Source organism: Colwellia sp. NW0002-52-1, from assembly GCF_057550865.1.
Window position 1 is genome coordinate 85,457 of the sequence record NZ_BAAJLU010000003.1, and the last position, 12,847, is coordinate 98,303.

The 12,847-nt window shown below is 36.1% G+C and carries 11 protein-coding genes and 1 riboswitch; of the genes, 9 read left to right on the forward strand and 2 right to left on the reverse strand.

From position 1 onward, the window contains the following. The first annotated feature begins 197 nt into the window (after positions 1–197). The 9 genes from AC27H3_RS04590 to AC27H3_RS04630 all read left to right on the forward strand — a co-directional run bounded on the left by AC27H3_RS04590 (position 198) and on the right by AC27H3_RS04630 (position 10,022). Positions 198–1,262, forward strand: a complete 1,065-nt coding sequence (locus tag AC27H3_RS04590) for a branched-chain amino acid aminotransferase (RefSeq protein WP_487104104.1) — start codon at positions 198–200, stop codon at positions 1,260–1,262. A 309-nt stretch (positions 1,263–1,571) separates the two neighbouring features. After that, positions 1,572–1,685: riboswitch (TPP riboswitch) on the forward strand. 138 nt (positions 1,686–1,823) lie between these two features. Then, positions 1,824–3,917, forward strand: a complete 2,094-nt coding sequence (locus AC27H3_RS04595; RefSeq protein WP_487104106.1) for a TonB-dependent receptor — start codon at positions 1,824–1,826, stop codon at positions 3,915–3,917. Positions 3,918–4,056: 139 nt separating this feature from the next. Further along, positions 4,057–4,323 carry a hypothetical protein gene (locus AC27H3_RS04600; RefSeq protein ID WP_085303658.1) on the forward strand — a complete coding sequence of 89 codons (267 nt, stop codon included), beginning with the start codon at positions 4,057–4,059 and terminating at the stop codon, positions 4,321–4,323. Positions 4,324–4,334: 11 nt separating this feature from the next. After that, complete coding sequence (gene pnuC / locus AC27H3_RS04605) at positions 4,335–4,997, forward strand: nicotinamide riboside transporter PnuC (RefSeq protein ID WP_487104108.1); 663 nt, start codon at positions 4,335–4,337, stop codon at positions 4,995–4,997. A 55-nt stretch (positions 4,998–5,052) separates the two neighbouring features. Further along, a complete protein-coding gene (locus AC27H3_RS04610; protein WP_487104110.1) occupies positions 5,053–6,096 on the forward strand; it encodes a phosphotransferase in 1,044 nt (347 codons plus the stop codon). An 85-nt stretch (positions 6,097–6,181) separates the two neighbouring features. Beyond that, a complete protein-coding gene (locus AC27H3_RS04615) occupies positions 6,182–7,255 on the forward strand; it encodes a sensor histidine kinase (RefSeq protein ID WP_085303654.1) in 1,074 nt (357 codons plus the stop codon). After that, entirely contained in the window at positions 7,252–8,076 is an 825-nt protein-coding gene (locus AC27H3_RS04620) for a LytR/AlgR family response regulator transcription factor (protein WP_487104112.1), read from the forward strand. Before AC27H3_RS04615 ends, AC27H3_RS04620 begins: the two co-directional genes overlap by 4 nt. Positions 8,077–8,263: 187 nt before the next feature. Continuing rightward, the gene (locus AC27H3_RS04625) at positions 8,264–8,725 is read left to right on the forward strand and encodes an SMI1/KNR4 family protein (protein ID WP_233131382.1); all 462 of its coding nucleotides are present in this window, start codon (positions 8,264–8,266) and stop codon (positions 8,723–8,725) included. Between the two features lie 448 nt (positions 8,726–9,173). Next, positions 9,174–10,022: a DUF6279 family lipoprotein gene (locus tag AC27H3_RS04630; protein WP_487104115.1), complete on the forward strand. Its 849-nt coding sequence runs from the start codon at positions 9,174–9,176 to the stop codon at positions 10,020–10,022. Between the two features lie 264 nt (positions 10,023–10,286). On the opposite strand, the gene pyk is transcribed toward AC27H3_RS04630, so the two are convergent. Then, on the reverse strand, positions 10,287–11,741 hold the full coding sequence (pyk, locus tag AC27H3_RS04635; protein WP_487104117.1) for a pyruvate kinase: 1,455 nt from the start codon (positions 11,739–11,741) through the stop codon (positions 10,287–10,289). 69 nt (positions 11,742–11,810) lie between these two features. Continuing rightward, positions 11,811–12,659 carry a MurR/RpiR family transcriptional regulator gene (locus AC27H3_RS04640; protein WP_085303644.1) on the reverse strand — a complete coding sequence of 283 codons (849 nt, stop codon included), beginning with the start codon at positions 12,657–12,659 and terminating at the stop codon, positions 11,811–11,813. Positions 12,660–12,847 lie beyond the last annotated feature (188 nt).

Here is a 12,847-nt window from a genome sequence, read left to right on the forward strand (position 1 = left end):
TTATAAAAAGTTCGTAGTTTAAAAACTTTACGAAAAAGTGGAACATTATGCTTGAGTGATTTCTCCGAAAATAGTTAAATAAAATGACATGACTTATTAGAAAGTTCGTTGCATATGTTAACGTCTCGCTGAAGCAATAGCCTAGTTTGCTAACCATACAATATTTGAAATATTACTTTATTAAAATGAGCGTATAAATGATGATAGAAATAAATTCACTACCGATAGAACAATGTAATGCCTGCCCTGAAGAATACAGTTTTGGCGTAACATTTTCTGATCATATGTTCCTACAAAATTTTGACCAAGATAAAGGTTGGAATGATGCAAATATTGGTCCTTATCGACCATTATCACTTGAGCCATCGGCGGCAGTTTTTCATTACAGTCAAGAAATATTTGAAGGTTTAAAAGCATACAGAGATATTAACGGTGGCATTAATTTATTTCGTCCTGAAGAAAATATAAAACGATTTAATCGCTCAGCAAAACGTATGGTTATGCCAGAAGTAGATGAAACTCTACATCTTGACGCTATAAAATCATTAGTAAAAATTGATAAGGCTTGGGTGCCAGATCAAAAGGGTGCCTCTTTATATATTCGACCAACCATGATTGCAACAAGCCCTAAACTTGGCCTTGGAGCTAGTAGTGCATATAGTCACTTTATTATTACAGGACCTGCAGGTAGTTATTTTTCTGGCGGATTAACCCCAATTGCCGTTTTCGTTTCTGACGAATATCGACGTGCTGTAAAAGGTGGTGTAGGTGAAGCTAAAACAGGTGGTAATTATGCTGCAAGTCTTTTAGCTTCTGAAGAAGTGAGCAAAATTGGTTATTCACAGGTGTTGTGGTTAGACGCAGTTAACGGCCAATATATAGAAGAAGTTGGCGCGATGAATATATGCTTTGTTTACGAAGGGAAAAAGATAGTAACCCCTGCGCTAAGCGGTAGTATTTTACCGGGTATAACTAGAGACTCAATTTTAAAACTAGCCCCTACGCTTGGTTATGAAGTAAGTGAACAGAAGTTAGATATAAACGAAATCTTAGCAGATATTGACAGTGGAAAAATAACTGAAGTGTTTGGTTGTGGTACTGCTGCAGTAATATCACCTGTTGGAGAACTTGGTTTTAAAGGTAATAAACATATTATTAATAGTAACCAAACCGGCCCAGTATCTAAGCATTTGTATGATGAATTAACGGGAATTCAATACGGTACGCATGAAGATAAATTCGGCTGGATTCATAAAGTGTAGTGATTAAAATCTAATTTATATTTTCACCTCTGTGTTATTTTTTATGCTCAGAGGTGAGTGTATATTCAAGCGATACAAAACAGTTGCTGTAGTATTACTCGTTATTTCCCTTCGTTATTCCTCACAATTGTTCTTCATAGTTAACCCCCAATTAATCTATAAAACCTCAATATTGCTAAGGCATTTAAGCGACTATTGTAAGATGTGAGTGCGCTAGCATCATTTAACTCAATAGTAGCAACAAGCTGAGTTAATTGTAGCTTTTAAAGTTTTTACTCTGTACTTTCCAGTAAAAATTGTTAGTATGCATACCGAACCAAGGGGTGCCTGATAAATTTTATCGTTTAAATGGCTGAGATGCGAAGCGAACCCTTAGAACCTGAACCGGATAGTACCGGCGTAGGAATGGTTAAGCTCATCGTATTACCATTCTGTATGTTAACTTTTGTTGCCTCGAATTGTGCTTGAGGTATTTGTTAATTATACAGGTTATACACCTTAAGCTATCTTCCCATATGCCGGATCCCATAACGTATTCCTAGTCGAATTTATGAGATCATAATGACATTTATAAAAACACCTGTTGCTTTAGCAATATTCACTAGCCTTGTTGCTCAAACAACATTTGCTGAAGAAACTTCAAATGATATTGCTACACCCGTAACAGAAGTTATCACCATTGATGGTGACTTTCGTGCAACATCACTACAAAAAACTGCAAGCTCTTTATCTGTTATCGCCAGTGAAGAAATTAATGCACGAAACGCACAAAATTTAGAAGAGATTATTGCTCGCACACCGAATGTTAATTTTTCTAGTGGTACGCAACGTGCTCGATATTATCAAATTCGTGGTATTGGTGAACGTAGCCAATTTAAAGAGCCCATTAACCCATCTGTGGGTTTAGTCATTGATGGTATCGATTTTTCAAGTGTTGGTAGCATAGCGTCAACGTTTGACGTTGAACAAGTAGAGGTTTACCGTGGCCCGCAAGGTACACGCTTTGGCGCTAATGCCATGGCGGGTATGATAAATATTACATCAAATAAACCTAGCGATACCTTTGAAGGTAAAGTTAGATTATCTGCTGGTAATTACGATAGTTACAGTGCTGGTTTGGTATTATCAGGGCCGGCAACAAAGAAAGTAAACTATCGTTTGGCGGTTGAGCAGTATAGTAGCGATGGTTTCATCGAGAATGACTTTTTAAATCGTGACGATACTAATAATCGCGATGAATTTACTATGCGTGGTAAGTTGGCTATTCAAGCAACCGACGATTTAACTATTGATATAACGACTTTTGTTGCAGATTTTGATAATGGTTATGATGCGTTCTCACTTGATAATACTCGCCATACATTATCTGACCAACCAGGTTTTGATCGTCAAGACACCAAAGCCCTAGCAACAACGTTTACTTATCAAGGTTTTAACGACTTTACCTTAGAGAGCATTTTTAGCTACGCAGACTCAACTTTAGATTATGGCTATGATGAAGATTGGGCTTTTGTTGGTATACGTCCCGACTGGGAATATAGCTCAGAAGATCAGTATTTTCGTGATAAAACCTCAGCTACAGCTGAGTTAAGAGCTGTGTCAAAGCCTGGTGGAGAAATTTTCAACAAGAGTACCGCTTGGGTAACAGGCCTGTATTTCAAGCAAGAGAAAACTGATTTATTAAGAAAATATACTTACCTTTCTGCTGATTTTACATCAACGTTTGATACCGATAATATTGCCGCATTTGTTCAGTTTGATAGCCAACTTGATAAAAAGCTAAGTCTTACTACAGGTCTTAGGTTAGAGCGCAGAAACTCGGATTACAACGACAGTGAAATTCTAGCGTTTTCACCAAACGATACCATGGTGGGTGGTAAAGTTGTGTTGTCTTATCAAATGGATAAAAATAACCTATTTTACAGTTCCATTAATCGAGGTTACAAGGCTGGTGGTGCTAATACAGAAGGAAGTTTACCCGCTGATTTACGTGAGTTTTCGCCGGAATATTTATGGAACTACGAACTAGGTTATAAAGTAAATTTATTAAATAACCAAGCTTATGTTCGCAGCGCTATTTTCTACATGGACAGAGACGATATGCAAGTGCGTACCTCTTCTTTAGCGTTACGGGAAGATGGTAGTACAGACTTTGTTTCATATTTAGGTAATGCCGCAACAGGGACCAACTTTGGTTTAGAGCTAGAAGCTGGCTGGCAGATCACACCTGAACTTGAATTTTATGGCGCTTTAGGGCTGTTAGATACTGAATATAAAGGTTTTATCGATTCAGATGGTAACGATAAATCCGGTGACGAACAAGCGCATGCGCCAAGTTATCAATTCAACCTTGGTTTGAATTATCAACTGTCTGATCATTTACTATTAAATATTTCAGTTGACGGTAAAGATGAGTTTCTATTTTCTGACACCCATCAAGAAAAGTCGGAAGCTATTGAGATTGTAAATTTATCTCTTAGTTACACTAAAGATGATTGGCAAGTAAAATTATGGGCACGTAATTTATTTGATGAAACGTATGCAACACGTGGCTTTTATTTTGGTAATGATCCACGAGATGAATACACGGCAAAAGCATACTATCAATTGGCTGAACCTGCAGTTTTTGGCGCAACATTTGACTACAACTTTTAAACGCTATAACTTACAACGTATTGCAATTTATTAGCTTTTATCTAGCAATAATTGCTATAAGTTGGATTTACAGCTTATCTCGAGCACGCATTTATCAAGGTTAGCGTGCTCCTTATTTAAATATTATTAAGTAGTAATTATGAAAATATCAATTGAAATTAGCTTATACCCATTGGCGGAAGAAAAGTTTAAAACAGAAATTTGGGCGTTTATTAAACGTTTGCGTTTAGTTGAAGGCTTAACGGTTGTAACGAATGGTATGAGCACGCAAGTATTTGGAGACTACGATCTTGCTACCTCTCATGTGATGACTGAAATAAAGCATGTACACCAAAAGCTGAATGCTGCTGTTTTTATTTGTAAATTTATTGGCGGTGACCGCTCTGAAGTAGAAGCTGAGTCTTAATGGACAGTTCAATGAGTGCAACAAGTGAGATTATTCATTATTTCACTACCTTGCCATTATTCGAGTTACTCGCGGTATTAACATCAGTGCTCTATGTTGTGTTAGCTGCAAAAGGAAATATTTGGTGTTGGCCTGCGGCCATAGTAAGCACCATATTATATACAGTTATTTTTTATAACGTGTATTTGTGGATGGACAGCCTGTTACAGCTGTATTACCTGCTGATGGCGCTATATGGTTGGTTTTGTTGGCATAAAAATACTGAATCAACAAATCAAACATTAACAAAAGCATTACTCTATAGTCAGTGGCCGTTAAAGCGACATAGCCTGATAATTCTGAGCTTGGCTTTAGTGTCTTTAGCTTTGGGTTGGTTAATGGCAAACTATACTCCTGCACATTTTCCGTATCTTGATAGCGCTACAACGGTTTTCTCAGTATTTGCTACCTATTTAATTACCCAAAAAGTTATAGAGAATTGGCTCTACTTCCTTGTTATAGATATAGTATCAATTTATCTTTATATTGAAAAAGGCTTGCTACCAACGGCTGCCTTATTTGCTGGATTCGTTATATTTTCTATTTATGGTTATTGGCAGTGGCGTAAGTATTATAAAATGCAATTTCGTCAACAACATGATGAAATTTGTATGAATAATTCAGTTATCAGCTAAGTAGTATATAAATTGAGTAAACAGCAAGATCTACTTTGAATGTGAGCTCACAACCATGGATCAGAAAATTCTAATTCAAAAACTATGTCAGCTGCCTTGTTTTAAAAACCTTAGGGCAGATGACATCAGTATAATTGCAGCAGGGTTAAGTCAACCTTGTTTTTGTGTTGTTTATAACAATAATAAATATTTCGCGAAGTATCTCGATTCTAAAAGTATTGAGGCAACCGTTGCTCAGCTAGCTGCTAAGCAAGGTATATCACCTGATTTAATCTATGTAGGGCATAACTGGTTAATAACCGAATTTATAGTCGGTGAGGGCTTAAATACTGCATCAGTAAGCGAAAGTAAAAAAATAGCCATTATGTTAGCGCTGATATCACGCTGCCATACTATTGATTACAAGCAATCAAATACCCAACATTTTGACCTTGAAAAATCAGTAGGGTTAAATCTACCGAATGATGATCAAATAACAACAACACAGCCAATACCCATCTTAGATATTCTTAACACTATTAAGCCGTTATTAACCAACTTAGAGTGCGATGAAGCATTAAAACATAGCCTAGATTCGTTATTAGCGGTGTTAAAACATAATTTAAGTAAGATAACTAATATAGTGCTAAATAGCGAAAAGGTGTTGTGCCACGGAGATGCTAATTTCGCTAATGCGATGCGAATAAAAAGTGAACATAAAAGTTCAACAGCTTTATATCAATTAATCGATTTTGAATGTGCATGTATTGCTCCCAGAGAATATGATATTGCAATGTTATTGGCCGTTAATGAGATTAAGCGTAATAAAATTAAAACAATTAATTTATTTGGCCTGCAACACAAAAGTAGTGCAAACAACTGCGAGAACCTACCAAAAATTGTCGACAATATATCAGATACCTGCCAGTTTGAGGTAAATATATCTAGTGGTGTGGTTACGTGTTACTATGATTTATCCATATTAGTCAATTACTTGTGGTATTTCACTAAATATCAAGCTAACAAGCAGCAAAGCTACAAAATTTTAGCTGAAAATCAGATGTCGTTATTATCGGTCTGTTATTCACAAGCAAATACGATTTTAGATCAAATGAGATAAGCCGTATTAATCTTAAGACTAGTGGTAGTGCGAGAGTAAGTTGCATAGCGCATAATTACCCTAATCTCACTAATAGGTCTTTTATGTGAATTGGAAAGAATTTATAGAAAATAGAAATCGCTTATTTTGGCTAGTACACACTGCTGGTTGGTGTGGCTTTGCCTTGGTACATTACCTAGGTTCTTTGCTGCATGATTTACGCGATATTTTCCTTGTTATTATCTTATTGAATGCCTATGCGGGTTGGTTGTTTACTGCTCCTCTTAGATATATCTATCGTCGTGTCTGGAATTTTACCCCGTTAAAAATAGCCTTCGTGGTTATTTTAACTTCCTATTGTACGGGTGTGCTTTGGCAGGTAGTTAAAAATATTAATTACTGGGAAATATACAAGCACGGTTACAGACCTGATTTTTGGCTTTATTACACCAAAAACAGTCTCCTCTCTTTCTTCATTATTTTAAGTTGGAGTGGTTTATACTTTGGTACTAAGTATTATCAAATGCTGCAAAAAGAAAAGCAAAACGTTTTGCGTGCCAATAATGTTGCTCATCAAGCCCAATTAAAAATGTTGCGTTATCAGTTAAATCCACATTTTTTGTTTAACACCCTAAATGCTATATCAACGTTAATTTTGGTCGAAGAAAATAAAACAGCCAATGGTATGGTAACTAAGCTAAGTGAATTCTTGCGCTATTCACTTGATAAAGATCCAATGAAGCGGGTAACCCTCGATAGTGAGCTACAAGCATTAAGACTGTATTTAGATATTGAAAAAGTACGCTTTGAAGAACGTTTACAAGTGATTTGTGAAGTTGCTACCGACTGTAATCTAGCTTTAGTACCTAGCATGATACTGCAACCTCTAGCTGAGAACGCAATTAAACATGCTGTTGCCGTGCAGGAAGAAGGTGGTTCCATCAATATATCAGTACGTCGTTTTGGTAACGATTTACTAATAGAATTGGCTGATAATGGCCCAGGTGCAGATATTAAAAATGGTAATCTATTTCGAGAAAATGGTGTAGGTTTGGTCAATACGCGAGAGCGCTTACAAGCCTTGTATCAGAATGATTTTTCTTTAGTTGTTGCCAACAATGTACCAACTGGTGTTAAAATCAGCATAAGAATTCCCTATGAAGTTGGCGGCCGAATATGAGCAAGCTACTCAGCACAATAATTGTTGATGACGAACCTTTGGCTAGAAAAGGTCTTGCGGTTCGTTTACAAGAACATCTAGATATAAACATTGTTGCACAGTGCAGCAATGGAAGAGAAGCATTAGAGGCGGTTAAAACTTTCCAGCCTGATTTGTTATTTCTTGATATTCAAATGCCAGGCTTGAATGGCTTTGAAGTGGTTGAGGCTATATTGGCTCAAGGTTTGGATTTGCCTATGGTGGTATTTGTTACTGCTTACGATCAATATGCTATGCAAGCTTTTGAAGTACATGCACAAGACTATTTACTAAAGCCTGCCGATGAACAACGACTTGCACAAACTTTAGATAAAATTCGTCAGAACATCAGCAGTGAAGTCAACGCGAAGCATAAATCTAAACTCGTAAGACTTGTTAGTGATGTTACGGGTAATGATTGTGAAAAAATCCTCCAAGAACTAGAAAATAATGAACCTGTTAGTATATCAAGCTACTCTGATGTACTTGCGATAAAAGATGCAGGTGAAGTTAGTAGGGTACCAGTAAAAGACATTTTATGGATAGATGCTGCTGGCGACTATATGTGTGTTCATACGCATGATAATACTCATATTTTACGTAAAACCATGAAGCAACTCGAAGAAGTGTTAGACCCCAGACGATTTTTGAGAAGCCACCGCTCCACCATAGTCAATAAAAGTTATGTTGATAAGTTTTGCAGTCAACTTAATGGTGAATATTACTTAGTTATGTCAAATGGTAAAGAGTTGAAAGTTAGTCGAAGTTATAAAGAAAAAGTGAAAAAATCTGTTACCACTTAATTTTAAAAGATTATTTATATAACAAAGCCTTGGTATAAATGTCGTTAATTAAAAATATGGGTTGTTTATTGAACCTGAAAATAACGACAGTGACCAAATTACAGTTGAACTTTAATTATGTTCACTGAACAATTGATTATTAGTTTAAAAATCTATTATATAAACCTTTTTAAGCGGAGTGTTATAAGTGTTGAGTATTGATAATTTCATGGAAAACTTCATCAACAATTCTTCTAATCGACAAAAAATGACACCGATTGCAGCTGAAGATATTGACGAACTTGAACAACGGTTAGCTGCAAATTTACCAAACGCATATAAATACCTTCTGCTAAATTATGGTTTGCTTCATTCTCCTAACGTTATGACAAAAACTTGCGACTTATCAGTCGAGTTTACTCAAGTGCAGGATTTTCTCAGCCTTGAAGACGTATATTCATTATCTAAGTTATATGAACTCAGTGGTATGCCAAAAGACCATATTTTGTTTGCCTCTGATTGCAAAGGCAATATGTTTTGTTTCAAACTGAGTGAATGTTTGTTGTCGCAAGCTGATATAGCTGTATGGTTTTACAATCAACATAAGCAAACTATTGAAAAAACAGCAGATACATTTGATCAGTGGCTAACATCGTTTACGGCGGGTTGAACTTCTAGTTAACTATTTGACCTTATATAAATGAAATATAAACGCCTAGCATTTAACGCTGGGCGTTTGTCATTCTAGGGTGTTTAATATTTGCTAATGGCTTCCGTTGACTAAGCGCTATGAAAAGTCTGAGCTAACCTTTACAGTCGATATAAAGGAAAATATGACTATGAACGAAGGTGCCGATGAGTTATGCGTTATAGGTAAGAATTCATAGACGATATACTAGGGAACCGGTTACTTCGTAATCCGTTGCATTATATAAGGTATTAAATAAATTTCATTGATTATCAGCGCAATGTTATTGTTCCTAATCGTTTCTAGTTGATGCGAAAAATTTAAATGTTAGATTTGAATTTAAACGATTTAGCAAGATTTAAGTTTAATAATGATCTTTATTTATGCATAAGCGTATCTCTACAAAAACTAAAACAAAAGGATTAACAAAATGTTAAGAATAAAATCAATACTCATTTGCTTAGTTCTAGCTGTACTTGTTTCTGGCTGTAGTTTCCGGTTTATATATAATCATTTAGATTGGTGGACTAATTGGTATCTGGATGACTATATAACGCTAAACGAGCAACAACAAAAAATATTTGATGAAGAATTTGAGCGACTTCATCTATGGCATAGAGAAACACAGCTGCCTTTATATTTAAAGCAACTTAATGACATTAAATTACTCATTAATAGTGAAATGAGCCCTGAACAGGTTAGCAATAACCTCGATCAATTGTTACAACATTGGCAAAACTTTTTAATTGCTGCAGAGCCTAAATTACAACCTTTAGCTTTGGGTTTATCTAAGAGTCAAAAGCAGCAGTTATTAACCGCATTAACCGAAAATAACCAAGATAATATCGACGATTATGAAAATTTAAATGATAAAGATTGGTATGAAGAGCGAAGTGATGATCAAATAGACCAGCTCAAATCATGGTTTGGCAAGCTAAGTTCAGAACAGAAAGCGCAAGTAACCAAAATGAGTAAAAAGTATCAACAATCTTTTATGACTCGCATGGCTTATCGTCAACGTTGGAGTAATGAATTTGCTCAACTTTTAAATGGTGACTTACCTGAACATCAATTCAAGTTTGAATTTTATCGCTTATTTGTCAACGGAAGAAGTTTAAGAGACGAACAACTAAACGAAATTACAGAGAACAACGGTAAGGTTTTTGCTGAAATTTTTGTCTACATGATGAGTACAATTAACGATAAACAACGAAAACGAATAAACAAAAAACTTAATAAAGTGATAGGCGATCTGGAATACTTAATGGCTAATGATTAGTCAAAACTTTTATTTTGTTAATCAGATAAAGAATGAGTGTATTCAGGTACTTAGTTATCTCTGTAATTATCTGTGTATTTATCTATGCAGTTATTCTAAGTAGATATTTAACTCGCCTCTTTTATTAATGAATAAGCACGATATCAATTGAGATAAAAGCTATTAAATAGTGAAAAAAATAGGCAGTGTTTAAACACTGCCTATTTTGTTTGTCGTAATTAACAATATAACAAGTTACCGATATACCATTTTAAAATGCATATTTTAAGCAAAATGCTTTTTAGTTAACGTAAGTACTTTCAATGTATTAGTAGCACCAACGGTTTCCATTAAATCACCGTGGGTTAAAATAACTTTATCGCCAGCAACTAATTCAGAGCCTTTAACAACAGCAGACAATACATCTTGTGCCATTTTTTCAGCATTAACAGCAGCAGTAGAATCATAAGCTACAGGATATACGCCACGATAAATAGCCGTTTTAGTTAAGGTTTTACTATGGCGTGATAAAGAGAATATTGGCAAGCCCGATGAAATTCGAGACATAATTTTTGTGGTATGGCCAGACTCAGTCAGTGCAATTATTGCTTTTACACCATCTAAGTGGTTGGCAGCATACATAGCAGACAAAGCAATAGTTTCTGAAACTTCAGTAAAGATTGCTTCAACACGATGCTTCGACGTAGTAACAGAGCTTTCTTTCTCAGCGCCAATACACACACTTGCCATCGCTTTAACCGTTTCAATAGGGTATTTACCCGCAGCTGTTTCGGCTGAAAGCATAACAGCGTCTGTGCCATCTAGTACCGCATTCGCTACATCCATAACTTCAGCGCGAGTAGGCATAGGCTGTTCGATCATGGTTTCCATCATCTGTGTTGCGGTAATAACCACACGGTTTAATTGGCGACTACGAGCGATAATGTGTTTTTGCTTGCCAACGAGTGCAGCATCACCAATTTCAACACCTAAGTCACCACGTGCTACCATAACCACATCAGAGGCTAAGATAATACCGTCTAGTACTTCGTTATCGTTAACTGCCTCAGCACGTTCAATTTTAGAGACTAAACGCGCGTCACAACCGGCTTCTTGCGCTAACAAGCGAGCTTCTCGCATATCTGAAGCATCCCGAGGAAAAGACACGGCTAAGAAATCAACATTAATTTTTGCGGCTAATTTAATATCTTCTTTATCTTTATCCGTAAGGGCAGGAGCAGTAAGACCACCACCTTGGCGGTTAATACCTTTGTTGTTTGATAAAGGACCGCCTACTGTTACTTCAGTAAATACCGACTGTCCTTTAGTTTCAAGTACACGTAATTGCACGCGACCATCATCTAAAAGCAAAATATCATCAGGTCTTACATCTTGTGGAAGCTTTTTGTAATCAATCCCCACTTTTTCCTGGCAACCTTCACCTTTGGCTAAAGTTGCATCTAATTCAAATTTATCACCAATAGCTAATTTGATTGGACCATTTTTAAATGTTGATACACGAATTTTAGGCCCTTGTAAGTCACCTAATATACCTACGTATATACCTAACTCTTTTGATAGTTCACGAACAGTATTTGCGCGATCAATGTGATCTTGAGGAATGCCGTGAGAAAAGTTTAATCTAACAACGTTTACACCTGCAGCTAATACTTGTTTTAATACGTTTCTGTCATCAGTTGCCGGACCTAAGGTCGCGACAATCTTGGTTCTTCTAGGCATGGTATTCCTTAAGGTTATCTATTTCTATTTGTTATAAAGCATTTGGCTTATATCACCAATAGCTACTAATTAGTCTTTACGTTCAAACCGAGAGCTGCGCAGACTGTCTTTAACTTTCTTTAAATTGTCTCTAAATTTTGTGCCACGACGTAAGGTAAACCCAGTCGCTAAACAATCAATTAATGTAAGCTGGGCAATACGTGAAGCCATTGGCATATAAAGATCGGTATCTTCAGCAACATCTACCGACAATACAAAGTTACATTCTTTTGCTAGTGGGGTGCCTGCAGTTGTTATCCCTATGACGGTAGCATCGTTTTCACGCGCTAAACTTGCAACATCGACTAAAGCTTTAGTTCTGCCAGTATGAGATATAACAACAACAACATCTCCTTGACGACTATTAATAGCACTCATACGTTGCATTAATATGTCATCGAAATAAACAACAGGGACATTAAAGCGGAAAAATTTATTTTGTGCGTCATGTGCCACAACTGCTGAAGCGCCTAAGCCAAAAAATGATATTTTATTCGCTTGGGTTAATAAATCTACTGAGCGATTAATCGTAGAGGTGTCTAAACTTTTACGAGCTAATTCGAGATTAGCCATAGTAGATTCGAAAATTTTTGAGGTGTATTCATCAGCTGAATCATTTTCGTCAACATGTCGATTAACATAAGGCGTACCGTTAGCAAGACTTTGCGCTAAATGAAGTTTAAAGTCAGGGTAGCCTTTAGTATCAAGGCGGCGACAAAATCGATTAACGGTTGGTTCACTTATATTTGCTTGCTTCGCCAAGGCGGCGATACTGGCATGTATAACAGTACCGGGTGATGATAATATAACTTCTGCCACTTTACGTTCAGATTTACTGAAAGTTTCTAACTCGTTGGCGATTTTTTCTAATATATTCATTACGTTTTAGCCTTAGCGGGTTACTTAATTAGTACTATACTGTCTCTATTAAGCGTAACTGTAATTTGTTTTCTGTCTTTACAACAGAAAATATGAAAATTAATTTCATATTTTACGCTAATATAAAACAAAAGTAGTAGTTTTTGCAAACTTTTAATATATATCTGTTTGAGAAATAGCTCTGGATA